The sequence below is a fragment of the Saccharopolyspora sp. NPDC002578 genome (genome assembly GCF_053592695.1).
In genome coordinates, this window is the sequence record NZ_JBSFWJ010000005.1 from 59,100 (window position 1) to 74,581 (window position 15,482).

Annotated in this window: 14 protein-coding genes; 11 read left to right on the forward strand and 3 right to left on the reverse strand. The window is 71.8% G+C overall.

The annotated features are described in order from the left end of the window. The first annotated feature begins 193 nt into the window (after window positions 1–193). The 4 genes from rplU (at window position 194) to proB (ending at window position 3,499) form a co-directional block, all read left to right on the forward strand. A complete protein-coding gene (gene rplU, locus ACWD38_RS04380; protein ID WP_184477668.1) occupies window positions 194–502 on the forward strand; it encodes a 50S ribosomal protein L21 in 309 nt (102 codons plus the stop codon). 14 nt (window positions 503–516) lie between these two features. Continuing rightward, the gene (rpmA, locus tag ACWD38_RS04385; protein WP_184477669.1) at window positions 517–777 is read left to right on the forward strand and encodes a 50S ribosomal protein L27; all 261 of its coding nucleotides are present in this window, start codon (window positions 517–519) and stop codon (window positions 775–777) included. Between the two features lie 113 nt (window positions 778–890). Beyond that, window positions 891–2,378 (forward strand): GTPase ObgE, encoded by a 1,488-nt coding sequence (gene obgE / locus ACWD38_RS04390; protein ID WP_184484806.1) that lies wholly within the window; start codon window positions 891–893, stop codon window positions 2,376–2,378. Beyond that, window positions 2,375–3,499 (forward strand): glutamate 5-kinase, encoded by a 1,125-nt coding sequence (proB, locus tag ACWD38_RS04395; protein ID WP_184477670.1) that lies wholly within the window; start codon window positions 2,375–2,377, stop codon window positions 3,497–3,499. Before obgE ends, proB begins: the two co-directional genes overlap by 4 nt. A gap of 12 nt (window positions 3,500–3,511) precedes the next feature. On the opposite strand, the gene ACWD38_RS04400 is transcribed toward proB, so the two are convergent. Both ACWD38_RS04400 and ACWD38_RS04405 read right to left on the reverse strand, forming a co-directional pair. Next, window positions 3,512–4,747, reverse strand: coding sequence for an MFS transporter (locus ACWD38_RS04400; protein ID WP_184484808.1), 1,236 nt, complete (start codon window positions 4,745–4,747; stop codon window positions 3,512–3,514). 391 nt (window positions 4,748–5,138) lie between these two features. Continuing rightward, window positions 5,139–7,256, reverse strand: a complete 2,118-nt coding sequence (locus tag ACWD38_RS04405) for a RecQ family ATP-dependent DNA helicase (RefSeq protein ID WP_450123343.1) — start codon at window positions 7,254–7,256, stop codon at window positions 5,139–5,141. A 96-nt stretch (window positions 7,257–7,352) separates the two neighbouring features. Here ACWD38_RS04405 and ACWD38_RS04410 point away from each other — a divergent pair, with 96 nt between their 5' ends. Both ACWD38_RS04410 and nadD read left to right on the forward strand, forming a co-directional pair. After that, complete coding sequence (locus ACWD38_RS04410) at window positions 7,353–8,669, forward strand: glutamate-5-semialdehyde dehydrogenase (protein WP_425503523.1); 1,317 nt, start codon at window positions 7,353–7,355, stop codon at window positions 8,667–8,669. Window positions 8,670–8,755: 86 nt separating this feature from the next. Continuing rightward, window positions 8,756–9,379, forward strand: a complete 624-nt coding sequence (gene nadD, locus ACWD38_RS04415) for a nicotinate-nucleotide adenylyltransferase (RefSeq protein ID WP_184477672.1) — start codon at window positions 8,756–8,758, stop codon at window positions 9,377–9,379. Between the two features lie 28 nt (window positions 9,380–9,407). Here the strand turns inward: nadD and ACWD38_RS04420 are convergent, their stop codons facing one another. Further along, window positions 9,408–9,911 (reverse strand): N-acetyltransferase family protein, encoded by a 504-nt coding sequence (locus ACWD38_RS04420; RefSeq protein WP_450123344.1) that lies wholly within the window; start codon window positions 9,909–9,911, stop codon window positions 9,408–9,410. Between the two features lie 225 nt (window positions 9,912–10,136). Between ACWD38_RS04420 and rsfS the strand changes: the two genes are divergently transcribed. The 5 genes from rsfS to ACWD38_RS04445 all read left to right on the forward strand — a co-directional run bounded on the left by rsfS (window position 10,137) and on the right by ACWD38_RS04445 (window position 15,454). Beyond that, entirely contained in the window at window positions 10,137–10,529 is a 393-nt protein-coding gene (gene rsfS, locus ACWD38_RS04425) for a ribosome silencing factor (protein WP_184477674.1), read from the forward strand. Further along, window positions 10,526–11,137, forward strand: a complete 612-nt coding sequence (locus tag ACWD38_RS04430; protein ID WP_184477675.1) for a histidine phosphatase family protein — start codon at window positions 10,526–10,528, stop codon at window positions 11,135–11,137. Before rsfS ends, ACWD38_RS04430 begins: the two co-directional genes overlap by 4 nt. 54 nt (window positions 11,138–11,191) lie before the next feature. Continuing rightward, window positions 11,192–12,052, forward strand: coding sequence for a DegV family protein (locus ACWD38_RS04435; protein WP_184477676.1), 861 nt, complete (start codon window positions 11,192–11,194; stop codon window positions 12,050–12,052). 142 nt (window positions 12,053–12,194) lie between these two features. Then, window positions 12,195–13,088: a ComEA family DNA-binding protein gene (locus ACWD38_RS04440; protein WP_184477677.1), complete on the forward strand. Its 894-nt coding sequence runs from the start codon at window positions 12,195–12,197 to the stop codon at window positions 13,086–13,088. Further along, a complete protein-coding gene (locus ACWD38_RS04445; RefSeq protein WP_184477678.1) occupies window positions 13,085–15,454 on the forward strand; it encodes a ComEC/Rec2 family competence protein in 2,370 nt (789 codons plus the stop codon). The genes ACWD38_RS04440 and ACWD38_RS04445 overlap by 4 nt, the downstream gene beginning before the upstream one ends. Window positions 15,455–15,482 lie beyond the last annotated feature (28 nt).

Sequence of the window (15,482 nt, forward strand, 5' to 3'; positions counted from 1 at the left end):
TGAGCACTTCTCGCCGCCGGACGGGCGGAGAGGCAAAACGCCTGTGGAACCCGGTGTGCCCCTCGTGGGGACGAGGGTCGCGACACAGGAACCCCCCGAAGCCCGGCCTGGCCGGGTGGTAGGAACTCCGGCTCGCCGGAGAGGGCGTCAACGGGTGAACCAAGCGAACCGAGTAGCAGGAGACTTCCGACTCATGTACGCGATCGTCAAGACCGGCGGCAAGCAGTACAAAGTGGCGGTCGGGGACGTCGTCGAGGTCGAGAAGCTCGAAGGCGACGCCGGCACCGAGGTCACCTTCCCGGCTGTTCTGGTCGTCGACGGCACCGACGTCACCGCCGACGCCAACGCACTGGCGAAGGTCTCGGTGACCGGGAAGCTGGTCGAGCAGACCAAGGGCCCCAAGATCCGCATCCACAAGTTCAAGAACAAGACCGGATACCAGAAGCGCCAGGGTCACCGTCAGAAGTTGACCCGCGTTGAGGTCACCGGCATCACCAAGTGAGGACCTGAGTAGTCATGGCACATAAGAAGGGCGCATCCAGCTCTCGTAACGGCCGCGACTCGAACGCTCAGTATCTGGGCGTGAAGCGCTACGGCGGCCAGGTCGTCAAGGCCGGCGAGATCCTGCTTCGGCAGCGCGGCACGAAGTTCCACCCCGGCCTGAACGTGGGCCGCGGCAAGGACGACACGCTGTTCGCTCTCTCGGCCGGTGAGGTCGAGTTCGGCAGCAAGCGCGGTCGCAAGACCGTGAACATCGTGCCGGCCGAGGTCGTCTGACCCGGCTCTCGGCACAGCACTTCCCGACGAGGGGCGGGTCCGGTTCGCAAACCGGTCCCGCCCCTCGTTCGCGTTCGCGCTCGCGGACGCTGTGATGTCAGCACTTTCTTTACCTGGAGGGACTCGTGTCGCGGTTCGTTGACCGCGTGACCATCCACATCGCCGCGGGCGATGGGGGCAATGGCTGCGCCTCGGTCCACCGGGAGAAGTTCAAGCCGCTCGGCGGCCCCGACGGCGGCAACGGCGGCCGCGGCGGTGACGTGCGGCTCGTCGTGGATTCGGGCGTGCACACGCTGCTCGACTTCCACCACCGGCCGCACGCCGCCGCGGCCAACGGCAAACCGGGCAAGGGCGGGCACCGCAACGGCGCGATCGGCGAGGACCTGATCCTGCCGGTGCCGGACGGGACCGTCGTGCTCACCGAGGACGGCGAGGTGCTGGCGGACCTGATCGGCCCCGGCACCACGTTCGTCGCCGCCGAAGGCGGCCGGGGCGGGCTCGGCAACGCCGCGCTGGCCTCGAAGGCCCGCAAGGCGCCCGGTTTCGCGTTGCTCGGGGAGCCGGGTGACCAGCTCGACCTGGTGCTGGAGCTGAAGTCCGTCGCCGACGCAGGCCTGCTCGGATTCCCCTCGGCGGGCAAGTCGTCGCTGATCTCGGTCGTGTCCGCCGCGAAGCCGAAGATCGCGGACTACCCGTTCACCACGCTGGCGCCGAACCTCGGTGTGGTCACCGCGGGCGAGACGGTGTTCACCTTGGCCGACGTGCCCGGTCTGATCCCCGGAGCGAGCGAAGGCCGCGGGCTGGGCCTGGACTTCCTGCGCCACATCGAGCGGTGCGCGGTGCTGGTGCACGTCGTGGACTGCGCGACGATGGAGCCGGGACGCGATCCGCTGTCCGACGTGGACGCGTTGGAATCGGAACTGGCCCGCTACACGCCCGCGCTGCAGGGCGAGCACGGCGACCTCGGCGAACGCCCGCGGCTGGTGGTGCTGAACAAGGTCGACGTGCCGGAGGCGCGCGAGCTCGCCGACCTGATCCGGCCCGACCTGGAAGCCCGCGGACTGCGCGTGTTCGAGGTCTCCGCGGCCAGCCACGAAGGCCTCCGCGAGCTCACCTTCGCGCTGGCCGAGGAGGTCGAGCGCTACCGGGCGTCGCTGCCCGAACCCGAACCGGCGCGGGTCGTGGTGCGCCCGCACGCCATCGGAGACTCCGGGTTCACCATCGAGACCGACCCGGAGGACGACGCCGCGTTCGTCGTGCGCGGCGAGAAGCCGGAGCGGTGGGTGCGCCAGACCCAGTTCGACAACGACGAGGCGGTGGGCTTCCTCGCCGACCGGCTCGCGAAGCTCGGGGTGGAGGAAGCGCTGGGCCGCGCCGGTGCGGAGCCGGGCAGTCAGGTCACCATCGGCAGCGTGACCTTCGACTGGGAGCCGTCCACCCCGGCCGGTGTCGCCGCGATGCTCAGCGGGCGCGGCACCGACAACCGCTTGGACTCGACCGACCGCGTGGGCGCCTCCGAGCGCAAGGCGGCGAAGAAGGCGCGCCGTTCGCACCTCGACGAGCAGGGCGGCTACATCGGCGGTGACGAGGAGGACGAATGACCGACGCGGTGGAGCTGTCGCCGACCCGCAAGTCGATCGCGGCGGCGCACCGCCTCGTCGTCAAAGTCGGTTCGTCCTCGCTGACCACGTCGAAGGGCGCGCTGGACCAGGCGCGGCTAGCCGCGCTGGTGGACGCCGTCGCCGCCCGCGTCGACGCGGGCTGCCAGGTCGTCGTGGTGTCCTCCGGTGCCATCGCGGCCGGGATCGCGCCGCTGGGACTGCGCCGCAGGCCGCGTGACCTCGCCACGAAGCAGGCCGCGGCCAGCGTGGGGCAGCAGGCGTTGGCGCACGCCTACGCCGAGTCCTTCGCCCGCTACCGCCGCACCGTCGGGCAGGTGCTGCTCACCGCCGACGACGTGGTGCGGCGGGCGCACTACCGCAACGCGCAGCGCACGCTGAACCGCCTGCTCACGCTGGGTGTGGTGCCGGTGGTCAACGAGAACGACACGGTCGCCACCGCGGAGATCAGGTTCGGGGACAACGACCGGCTCGCCGCGCTCGTCTCGCACCTCGTCGGCGCGGACGCGCTGCTGCTGCTGTCCGATGTGGACGCCCTCTACGACGGTGATCCGCGCGGTGGGGGTGCGTCGGTGATCCGCGAGGTCACCGGTGCGGGCGACCTCGACGGCGTGGACGCGAGCGGAGCGGGGTCGGGGGTCGGCACCGGCGGCATGGCCTCCAAGGTCGAGGCCGCCCGGGTGGCGTGCACCGCGGGCATCCCGGTGCTGCTGACCTCCGCCGCGCAGGCCGGGCGGGCGCTCGGCGACGCCGACGTGGGCACCGCGTTCGCGGCCACCGGCACCCGGCTCTCGGCCCGCCGGTTCTGGCTCGCGCACGCCGCGGGCGCCCGCGGCCGGTTGTGGCTGGACGACGGGGCGGTCGCGGCCGTGGTCCGGCGGCGGCGTTCGCTGCTGGCGGCCGGGATCACCTCGGTCGAAGGCACCTTCGACGGCGGCGACGTCGTCGAACTGCTCGATCCGTCCGGGATCGTGGTGGCACGTGGTGTGGTCGCCTACGACGCGGGTGAGCTGCCCGACCTCATCGGCCGCTCCAGCCACGAACTGCCCGCGGAGCAGCGCCGCGAGGTCGTCCACGCCGACGACCTGGTCGCACTGCGCTGACGGCGTTCGCGCTCAGCGGAGTTCGGTGCCCTTGGTCTCCGGGAGGGTGCGGATGACCAGGAACGCGACCACGGCGCTCCCGGCGATGTACCAGAAGAACGCGGTGGACGCGTCGACCGCGGCCAAGCCCTGGATCACCAGCGGAGCGGTGCCGCCGAACACGGCGACCGTCAGGTTGTACCAAGCCCCGATGCCCAGACCGCGCAGCTCCGTCGGGAACAGCTCCGACATGATCGCCGGGGCGATCGACGTCATCGCCGTGTAGAGGCCGACGCCGACGCAGAAGACGACCAGCAGGCTGCCGAGCCCCGGGCGGACCAGGGCCGACAGCGGCACGATCAGCACCGCCGTCGCCGCCGACCACGCCAGCAGCTGCGGTTTGCGCCCGAAGCGGTCCGACAGCACGCCCATCGGGTACTGCAAGGCGATGAACAGCGCGGTGGCCACCGACAGCGCCAAGAAGACGTCCGTGGCGTCGGCACCGCGGGTCTTCACCGCGAACGGGGTCAGCGCGCTGAAGAACGTGTAGTAGCACAGCGTCGAGAGCATGCTGAACCCGATCAGCTGGCCCACCGCCTTGGGGTGCAGCCGCAACGTCGTCCGCAGCGGTTTCGCGAGGGCGCGGGCCTTCTCCCGGTTGTCCTCGAACTGCTCGGTCTCCTCCAGCGAGCGGCGCAGCCACACGCCGATCAGCCCCAGCACGCCGCCGATCACGAACGGGATGCGCCAGCCGAAGTCGGTGAGCTGCTGCTCGCTGAGCACCGAGGTCAGCAGGAAACCCAGCAGCGAGGCGATGAGCAGCGCGGTGCCGGTGGAGATGTAGAAGAAGGCGGAGTAGCGCCCGCGCCTGCTCGCCGGGGCGATCTCGGCCAGGTAGGCCGACGCGTTCGACACCTCGCCGCCCAGCGACAGGCCCTGCCCGATCCGGGCCAGCACGAGCAGCGCGGGCGCCGCCCAGCCGATCAGGTCGAAGGTCGGCAGCACCCCGATCAGCAGCGAACCGCCCGCCATCAGCGCGATCGTCAGCAGCATCGCCGTCTTCCGGCCGCGCAGGTCGGCGAACCGGCCGAGCAGCCAGCCGCCGAGCGGGCGGAAGAAGAACGCGAGCGCGAACGTGGCGAGCGTGTTCACCAGCGCCAGCTCACCGGGGAAGAAGCGGCTCGCGAAGTACACGCTGAACGCGCTGTAGATCGTCCAGTCGTACCACTCGATCGCATTGCCGATGCTTGCCGCGACGAGCTTGCGCATCGGCAGCCGATGCCGCTCGGGCACGGATGTAGCCGTCACCGTCCGCCCCTCCCCGAATCGGTCCCCCACACGGGCTAGTGGGTCGGATCACACTAGAGCTCCTGGCACCCGCCTGGAAACCCTTCCCAGCCACCGGACCCACCGTTTCGCGTGAAACACCCCGATCACCACCCCACCCTCAGCGACCCGCCCGGCCCCTCAACCCCGAACCACCCCACGTCCGAGCGACACCGCCCACCCGCAATTTCTCGCGAAATTGACGAGGGGAAACGCCGTGATCAGCGGAAACGTGAGCGGTGGGATTCAATTTCTCGCGAAATTGCAGGGGGTGGGTGACATTCGTGCGGGTGGAATCGGTGTCGACGCTGGGGAGCGTGCGGTAAGAGACGGCTCAGCCGGTGGAGGCGAGGGTGAACGGCAGCACCGCCGGGGCACCCGCGAGCCGCAAGGTGCGGGCGACGATCGCCGAGGTCCAGCCGGTGTCGGTGTAGTCGTCCATCAGCAGCACCGGACCGTCCAGCTCGGCGACCTTCGCCGCGAGGTCCTCCGGCACCTTGAACTGCCCGCGCAGCGAACCGACGCGCTGCGCGCTGTTGCCGCGCTTCGGCGACGTCGACGGATTCGTCGCCACCTCGCCCAGCAGCGGCAACCGGCCGATCGTGGCGATGCGCTGCGCGAGGGTGCGCACCAGCAGCGGCCTGCTGTTCGAGCCGATCGAGATGACGCCCACCGGCCGCTGCTCCCAGTCCCAGGAGGCCAGCACCTGCACGCACGCCTGGAACAGGTCCTCCGGCAGCTCCTGGTCCGCGACACCGGTGCCGAGCAGTTCGCGCAGCCGATTGCCCCAGCCGATGTCGGTCAACCGGCCCACGGCGCGGCCCGGTTCGGCGCGCTCTCCGGCGGGCAGCCTGCCGGAGACGGCGAGCCCCAGCGCATCCATGCCGCTCGGCCACATCTTGCGCGGTTCGAACACGACGCCCGGCCGGTGCAGCCGCTCCTGCGCCTGCTGGACCACCTGCTCGTCGACGTCGGTGGAGCGGTTCTCCCCGGTGCAGTTGTCGCAGCGCCCGCACGGCTCGGCGTACGGGTCGTCGAGCTGGCGGCGCAGGAACTCCATCCGGCATTCGGTGGTGCCCAGGTAGTCCAGCATCGCCTGCTGCTCGGAGGCCCGTTCCGCGGCGATGCGCCCGTAGCGTTCGGCGTCGTAGCTCCAGGGTTCGCCGGTCGCTTCCCAACCGCCCTTGACCCGGCGCACGGCGCCGTCCACGTCGAGGACCTTGAGCACCATCTCCAGCCGGGACCGGCCCAGTTCGACGCGGGGTTCCAAACCGGCCGTGGACACGGTGCCGCTTTCGGCGAGGGCGGCCAGGATCGAGCGGACGGTGCCCTCCGGCGGGAACGCGAGCGACGCGAAGTAGCGCCAGATCTCCTGGTCCTCCGGTCCGGGCAGCAGCAGCGCCTCCGCGCGCCGCACACCACGACCGGCGCGGCCGATCTGCTGGTAGTAGGCGATCGGCGAGGACGGCGCACCCAGGTGCACCACAAAACCGAGGTCGGGCTTGTCGAAGCCCATGCCCAGCGCGGAGGTCGCCACCAGCGCCTTGACCCGGTTCGCCAGCAGGTCCTCCTCCGCGCGCTGCCGCTCCTCCGGGTCGGTGCGCCCCGAGTAGGAGGCGACCTCGAAGCCCTGGTCGCGCAGGTACCCGGCGACCTCGTCGGTGGCCGCGACGGTGAGCGTGTAGATGATCCCGGAGCCGGTCATGTCGCCGAGGTTGCTCGCCAGCCACGCGAGCCGCGCCTGCGCCGTCGGCAGCCGCAGCACGCCGAGCCGCAGGCTCTCCCGGTCCAGGGTGCCGCGCAGCACCAGCGTCTCCTGCGGGTCGCTGAACTCGCCGCCGACGCCGAGCTGGTCGGACACGTCCTGCACGACGCGGTCGTTGGCGGTGGCCGTCGTCGCCAGCACCGGGACGCCTTCGGGCAGCTCGCCCAGCAGCGTGCGCAGCCGGCGGTAGTCGGGCCGGAAGTCGTGGCCCCAGTCGGAGATGCAGTGCGCCTCGTCGACCACCAGCAGGCCCGCGCTGTGGGTGAGCTCCGGCAGCACCGTGTCCCGGAAGTCGGGATTGTTCAGCCGTTCGGGGCTCACCAGCAGCACGTCCACGTCGCCGACGGCGACCTGCTCCTCGATGGACTGCCAGGCCTGCGGATTGGCCGAGTTGATCGTGGCGGCGCGCACGCCCGCGGCTTCGGCGGCTTCGACCTGGTTGCGCATCAGCGCCAGCAGCGGCGAGACGATCACCGTGGGGCCTTCGCCGAGTTCCCGCAGCAGCGCGGTGGCCAGGAAGTACACCGCGGACTTGCCCCAGCCGGTGCGCTGCACCACGAGCGCGCGCCGACGATGCAGCACCAGGGCCTGGATGGCGCGCCACTGATCTTCGCGCAGTTCCGCATCCGGACCGGCCAGCGCACGGAGCCGTTCATCGGCGAGTTCCCGCAGGGCTTGTTCGTCCACGCCTCGATTCCTACCGGATGGCGCCGACGTGCCCGGCACCGCCCATCGCTTCGTCACCAGCGGAACTCGGTTGCGGGCGCCCACTAGGCTGGTCGCGTGACGACGAGCATCGAATCCACCGACGCCCGGCAGGCGGAGACCGCCGGCGACGAACTCCGCGACCAGGTGCGCGACGCGGCTCGGGCCGCTCGGGACGCCGCCGCCGAACTGGCGCTGCTGCCGCGAGGCGCGAAGGACGCGCTGCTGCACGCGATGGCCGATGCGCTCGTCTCCCGCGCCCCGGAGATCTTGGCCGCCAACGAGCTCGACGTCGCGCGCGCGGAGGACAACGGCACCGCCGCCGGGTTGATCGACCGGCTGCGGCTGAGCACCGACCGCGTCGAGGGGATCGCCGACGGGCTGCGCACCGTCGCCGGGTTGCCGGATCCGATCGGCGAGGTCGTGCGCGGCAACGTGCTCGCGAACGGCCTGCAGCTCCAGCAGGTCCGGGTGCCGCTGGGCGTCGTCGGCATCGTCTACGAAGGCCGTCCCAACGTGACCGTGGACGCCGCCGGGCTCACGCTGAAGTCCGGCAACGCCGTGCTGCTGCGCGGTTCCGCGTCGGCGGAGCAGTCGAACACCGCGCTGGTCGCGGTGCTCCGCGAAGTGCTCGTCGAGCACGAGCTGCCCGCCACGGCCGTGCAGCTGCTGCCCAGCCACGACCGCGCCTCGGTGCGGCACCTGATCACCGCGCGCGGCCTGGTGGACGTCGTGATCCCCCGCGGCGGTGCGGGCCTGATCTCCACGGTCGTCGAGCAGTCCACGGTGCCGACGATCGAGACCGGGGTGGGTAACTGCCACGTGTACGTCGACGCGCACGCCGACGCGGACACCGCGCTGCGCATCCTGCTCAACTCCAAGGCGCGTCGCCCGAGCGTGTGCAACGCCGCGGAGACGCTGCTGGTGCACCGGGATGTCGCGGCCGAGTTCGTGCCGCGCGCGGTCGCCGAGCTGCGCGCCGCCGGGGTCACCGTGCACGGCGACGACGAGGTCGTCCGCCTCGGCGGTTCCGGCGTGGTCGCCGCCGAGGAGCACGACTGGGACACCGAGTACGGCTCGCTGGACATCGCCGCCGCCGTCGTGGAGTCGCTGCCCGCGGCGGCCGAGCACATCCGCGCTCACGGATCCGGGCACACCGAGGCCATCGTGACCAGCGATGTCCGCGCCGCGCGCCAGTTCACCGCGCGGGTCGACTCGGCGGCGGTGATGGTCAACGCCTCCACGGCGTTCACCGACGGAGCCGAGTTCGGCATGGGCGCCGAGATCGGCATCTCCACGCAGAAGCTGCACGCCCGCGGCCCGATGGGGCTGCCGGAGCTCACCTCCACGAAGTGGCTCGTGTTCGGCGACGGGCACGTGCGGCCCGCGGGCTGAGCGGCGGCGCGCGGGGCGTGTGATCAGTCACCGTCGCGCAGTTCGCCGGCGCTACCTGGGAGGTCGCTGGATTAGGCTGTGCAGTCATGTCTCGTCGGCGCCGTATCGGGGTCATGGGTGGCACCTTCGACCCGATCCACCACGGTCACCTTGTGGCTGCCAGTGAAGTGCAGGCCCAGTTCGGCCTCGAACAAGTGATCTTCGTGCCGACCGGCCAGCCGTGGCAGAAGGGCCACGACGTGGTCAGCCCGGCCGAGGACCGCTACCTGATGACGGTCATCGCCACGGCGTCGAACCCCCGGTTCCTGGTGAGCCGGGTCGACGTGGACCGCAGCGGCCCCACCTACACCGCCGACACCCTCAGCGACCTGCGCGCGCAGTACCCGGACGCCGAGCTGTACTTCATCACGGGCGCCGACGCGATGGAGCAGATCCTGTCCTGGCACCGGGTGGAGGAGCTGTTCGAGCTCGCGCACTTCATCGGCGTCACGCGTCCCGGCTATTCGCTCGACGACGCGCACCTGCCGCAGGGCTCGGTGTCGCTGGTGGAGATCCCGGCGATGGCGATCTCCTCCACCGGCTGCCGGGAACGCGTGAACGCGGGCCTGCCCGTCTGGTACCTGGTTCCCGACGGGATCGTCCAGTACATCACCAAGCGCGGCCTCTACCGCGCCGAAGACGGCTCACCAGCACCGGAGTGGGGTCCGTGAGCGTCCGATAGGACCTCGATATCGCCGGTCAGGCGCCGCTGTCGAGGTCCAGTGCCATCAGGACGTCGTCGACGTAGTCGCCCTGCAGGAAGAACTCGCCCCGCAGGGTTCCTTCGACCCGGTAGCCGTGCCGCTGGTACAGCGCCTGCGCGCGGGGGTTGGAGCCGAGCACCTTCAACGTGATCCGGCGTGCGCCGCGCGCGACGGATTCCTGCCGGATCGCGTGCAGCAACGCCGTCCCCACTCCGCGCCCTTGGTGTTCCGGGGCGACCGAACACCCGTAGATCAGTTGGACGTGGGCCGTGACCGAGCCGACCTTGGGCTGGGCGAGCGAGCTCGGGACCAATTTCGCGAAACCCAGCGGGTGCGCGTTCTCGACGGCCACGAGGACGTCCTCGGGGCGGACCGGCTCGGTGAAGACGGGGGCGTCGAGCGGTGGTCGCGGGAACACCGACGATTCCGGCGACCACGCGGTGTGCACGATTCGTGCGAGTTCTGGTTCGTCGTCCTGAACAGCCGTCCGCACTCGCATCCGCCGACTCCTCTCGCTGACCTCACGTCCAGTTTCCTGTTCGGCGCAACCGATTATCGGGATCGACGGAAATCCGCTGCGGGTCTTCCGCGCCCGCGTCCCGGGGTCTCGGAACTCGTCGCAGTGGTCCACGTCCCGTGCGCACCCCGGTGGTCGTGGTGGGCGTGGTGGGGCTGGCTATCCTGGGGCGCGTGGGCGGAACCGTGCCCGCCTGAGAGGAGTGACGTGGCAGCCACTGAGGAAGCCCGCAGGCTGGCCCTCGTCGCGGCGCAGGCCGCGGCGGACAAGAAGGCGAACGACCTCGTGCTGCTCGACGTCTCCGAGCAGCTGGTGATCACTGATTGCTTCGTGATCGCCTCGGCGCCGAACGAGCGCCAGGTCGACTCGATCGTCGAGGCCGTCGAGGAGAAGATGCGCGCCGCGGGCACCAAGCCGGTGCGCAGGGAAGGCGCCCGCGAGGGGCGCTGGGTGCTGCTCGACTTCGTCGAGGTCGTGGTGCACGTGCAGCACGCCGACGAGCGGTCCGTGTACGAGCTGGAGCGGTTGTGGAAGGACTGCCCGCGCATCGACTTCGTCGACAGCGCCGTTCCCGCTGAGCAGCAGGACGGCGTCGAGTGAGCTTGGATCGCCTGGTGCTGTGGCGCCACGGCGAGACGGACTACAACGCCGCCGGCCGCATCCAGGGGCACCTCGACACGTCGCTGACCGAGAACGGCATCGCGCAGGCGCACCGCGCCGCCCCGGCGATCGCGGCGTTCGAACCGGAGGTCGCGGTCGGGTCGGACCTGCGGCGGGCGAGCGCGACCGCGGCGGCGTTCACCGAGGTCTCCGGCATGCCGGTGCGGCAGGACAAGCGGCTGCGCGAGACCCATCTGGGCGAGTGGCAGGGCCTCAGCGGTGCCGAGGTCGAGCACGGCTGGCCGGGGTCGATGGCGGTGTGGCGATCCGATTCGACGTGGGCGCCGCCCGGTGGCGAGTCCCGCGTGGAGGTCGCCGAGCGCGCGTTCGAGGTCGTCGACGAGCTCGACTCCGCTCATCGGGCGACCGCGCTGGTGTGCGCGCACGGTGGGCTGATTACCGGGTTGACGGCTCGGTTGCTGGAGTGGCCGGTGGAGATGTGGACCGGTCTCGGCGGGGTCTCGAACTGCCACTGGGTGGTGCTGACGCGGCACGCGGTCACCGGTCGGTGGCGGCTGACCACGTACAACGGCGGTATGCCTGCCTGAGCGCCTGGTCACCCTTGAGGGTGCGCGCGACGGCCGGACCTTAGGGTTGCGCGCGTGTCCGTAGCCGTCGTCACCGATTCGACCGCGTACCTGCCGACCGGGTTCGCGCAGCGGCACGCGGTCCAGGTGGTTCCGCTGCACGTCAGCGTGCAGTCCGCCGAGCCTGTCCCGGAGCACGAGTTCGATTCGGGACGGCTGCTGGCGGCGTGGGACCGCAAGCAGCGGGTGACGACCTCCGGCGCGAGCGTCGGCGAGTTCGCGGCGGCGTACCGGGAGGCGTTGTCCTCCGGTGCCGACGGAGTGGTCTCCATCCACCTGTCCCGCCGGCTGTCGGGCACCTGGGACGCCGCGCGGCTGGCGGCGAGGGAGGTCGACCCGGAACGGGTGCGCGTCGTCGATTCCCGTTCCGCCGCGATGGGGCTGGGTTTCGCCGCGTTGGGGGCGGCGGAGAGCGCCCGCTGCGGGGCGAGCCTGTCCGCGGTGGAGAGCCGGGCCGCGTTGATCGCGCAGCGGACCAGGACGTTGTTCTCCGTGCAGACCTTGGAGCACCTGCGCCGCGGTGGCCGGATCGGTGCCGCGGCGGCCGTGCTGGGCACGGCTCTGGCGATCAAACCGCTGCTGCACGTGCACGAGGGCCGGGTGGAGCTGCTGGAGAAGGTGCGCACCACGGCGCGCGCGCACGCCCGGCTGCTCGACCTGGTGTGCCGGTCCGCGGAGGAGGGGCCGGTGTCGGTGGCGATCCACCACTTGGCCGCTCCCGAATGGGCGGAGCGGCTCGCGGAGCAGTTGCGCAGGCACGCGTCGGCGGCGCTGGAATGCGTCGTGTCCGAGGTGGGGCCGGTGGTAGGGGCGCACATCGGCCCTGGAGCGCTGGGTGCGGTGGTGTTGCCGGGAGGCTGGCGGCCGACTGCTTGATCCTGCGATTCACTCTGATGAATAGCGGATACATCTGCTTTCGAGTGAATTCGACGTCGAGTTGTCCACAGGTCATCGATTCATCCACAGATTCTGACATTCGGTCTGGGCGCGGCCGGAACGGACTTCTAACGTCGATGGCATGGCTGCTCCGACCCGCCTTCGTGGCGTTCTCCACGATTCCCCCGAATCCGCGACCACCCCGCGAGCTCGCCTGCTCGCGCTGAAGCAGCAGGCCGATCGCGAGTCCCGAACCCAGGAACGGGATTCCCGCGAGCACGACGACACCGCGGTTCCGCTCGATTCCGGAATCGAGCACGATTCGCGCGCCGGCCCCGAATCCTCCGGACGGCATTGCGCCACGGCGGAACCGGACACCCGGACGCGACGAGTGCTGCAGCGGTGGCTGCCCGAATCCGTGCTGGGGGCCAGGCTCGACCCCGGCCGCGCGGGACGGCTCGGCCTGCTGCTCGCGGCCGCGCTGGCGCTCATCATCGTCATCGTCACGACCTGGGTGGATCGCCCGGTTGCCGAACCCGCTCCAGGACCGCCGCTGCCCGTTCAACCGGCCCCGGCCGCCCCTGCACCACCCCCACCGCCGCCGGAATTGGTGATCAGCGTCGTCGGCGAGGTCGCTCGCCCCGGCCTCGTCACCGTGCGGCCCGGCGCCCGCGTGGCGGACGCGCTGGAAGCGGCGGGCGGTTCGAACGCGGGATCCGACATCACGGCGCTCAACCTGGCGCGGCGGCTGGCCGACGGCGAACAGCTCTACGTCGCCGTCCCGGTACCACCGGGCGCGAACACCGGGCAGGCCGAGTCGAGCCCCGGAACTGGGACGTCCTCGACGAAGGTCGACCTCAACACCGCTACTGAGGAGCAACTCGATGCGCTGCCCGGAGTCGGCAAGGTCATGGCGGAACGGATCGTGCAGTGGCGCACCGAGCACGGGCGCTTCGGCTCCATCGATCAGTTGCAGGACGTCGACGGCATCGGGGAGACCCGATTGTCCAAGCTGCGCGAACTGGTCCAGGTGTGAGGGCCACGTCCTTCCCGCACTCGGCTCTGCTCGACCTGCGGCTGGTTCCGGCGGCCCTCGTGACCTGGGCGGTGACGCTGGTCGGGCTGCTCGGCGGCTGGGTCCCGGCAGCGGTGCTCGCGTGCTCGTCGGCGGTGCTGCTGGTCGCGGCGTGGTCGGTGCGGGGCCGGGCGTGGCGCAACGGCCTGCTCGCCGTGCTGATCATCGCCGGGGTCGCCGCCGCGGGTGTGGCGGTGCGCGCCCACGCGGTCAGCGCGCACCCGCTGCGCGTCGCGGCACAGCAGGGCGAGCGGGTGACGCTGCGAGCCACGCTCGCGGAACCACCGCGTCCGCTGCAGGGCGCGTCCTACGGGGCGCGGCGTGCCCAGGACCGCTCCCTGGCGCACGTGCGGCTGAGCTCCGTCGACACCGGCGAGGGGAAGACCCGGGTCGGTGGCAGGGCGTTGCTGCTGGTGCCCACGGCGCAGTGGCGGACCTTGATCGCGGGCCAGGAGATGACGGTGACCGGGAGGGCGGTCCCACCGCGCGGCGGGGAACTGCTGGCGGCCGCGGTCCAGGTCAACCGGCCGCCGACCCAGGTGCTCCCGCCGCCCGGCTGGCAGCGGGTGGCGGAAGACCTCCGCGAAGGACTGCGGTCGACTTCGCGAGCGGTGCTGGGCCCGGCCGCCGCCGGACTGCTGCCCGGACTGGTCGTCGGCGACACCGGTCGGTTGCCACCGGAAGTCGTGGAGCAGTTCGACACCGCGGGGCTGACCCACTTGATGGCCGTCTCGGGGGCGAACCTCGCCATCGTGTGCGGAGCGGTGCTGCTGGTGCTGCGGCTGGCCGGGGCGGGACCGGTGCCGTCCTCGGTGGGCGCCGGGCTGGCGATGGCCGGATTCGTGGTGCTGGCCGGACCGGAGCCGAGCGTGCTGCGGGCGGCCGTGATGGGCGCGATCACGCTGTTCGCGCTGGCGCTGGGACGGGAGCGATCGGCGTTGCCGACCTTGTCGGCCAGCGTCATCGGCCTGTTGCTGCTCGCCCCGGGCTTGGCGACCACGGTGGGCTTCGCGCTGTCGGTGGCGGCGACGGCCGGGCTGGTCCTGCTGGCACCGGTGTGGGCGGGTGCGATGCACGCCAGGGGAGTGCCGGTCGGGATCGCCGAGTCGCTGGCGGTGCCCGCGGCGGCGCACCTGGTCACGGCCCCGCTGGTGGCGGCGATCTCCGGGGAGGTCAGCCTCGTCGCGGTGGCGGCGAACCTGCTCGCCGGGCCGCTCGTCGCGCCCGCGACCGTGCTGGGCGTCGCGGCCACCGTGCTGGCTCCGATCTCCGCTGCGCTGGCCGCCGCGCTGGTGTGGCTGGCGGGGCCGGAGCTGGAGTGGGTGCTCGCCGTGGCGCGGCACGCGTCGGCGGTGCCGGGCGCCTCGTTCGGCTGGCCCTCGGGAGTGCTGGGCGGGGCGTTGCTGGCGGTGCTCTCGGTGATCGCCCTGATCGTGCTGCGCGGTCGCATCGCCCGGCTGGTGCTGGCGAGCGTGGTGCTGATCGTCGTGGTGGTGGTGATCCCGATCCGGCACCAGGTGGCGCCGTGGCCGGTGCCGGGCTGGGCCGTGGTGGCCTGCGACGTCGGCCAGGGCGACGGCCTGGTGCTGTCCACCGGGCGCGATCGCGAAGCTGTCGTCATCGACACCGGGCCGGATCCGGTGCTGATGGCCGAATGCCTGCGGCGGCTGCGGATTCGCAGCGTGCCGCTGGTGCTGCTGACCCACCTGCACGCCGATCACGTCAGCGGGCTCCCGGCGGTGCTGTCCGGCCGGGAGGTGGGCTCGGTCGCCGTCGGGCCGCTGAACGAACCCGCGTGGGCGGCGCAGGAAGTGCGGGCGACCGCTCGCGCGCACGGGGCTCACGTGCTCCCGCTGCACGCGGGGCAGCGGCTGCGCTGGCCGGGGCTGGTGCTCGACGTGCTCGGCCCGAGGGGCGAGTTGGCGCGGACCACGTCGGCCGACGACGCCAACGACGCCTCGTTGGTGGTCAAGGCGACGACTCCGGCCGGTCGCGTGCTGCTCACCGGGGATGTCGAACTGCCGGGCCAGTCCGAACTGCTGGCGGCGGGGGTCGATCTCCGCGCGGAGGTGCTCAAGGTGCCGCACCACGGTTCGCGCTACACGTCGCCCGCGCTGCTCGCGGCGGTGCGGCCGCGGGTCGCCGTGATCAGCGTCGGCGCGGGCAACGACTACGGCCACCCCAGCCCGTTGATCCTGGGCGCCCTGACCAGGATGGGCGTGCGGATCCAGCGGACCGACCAGTCCGGGGACATCGCCATCGCCGCCGAGGGCGACGGCCGCGCGGTGGTCGAACGAGGAGATCCGGTGCGGCCGGACGAGAACTGACCGGGGTGGTACGCGCACCACCGTCACG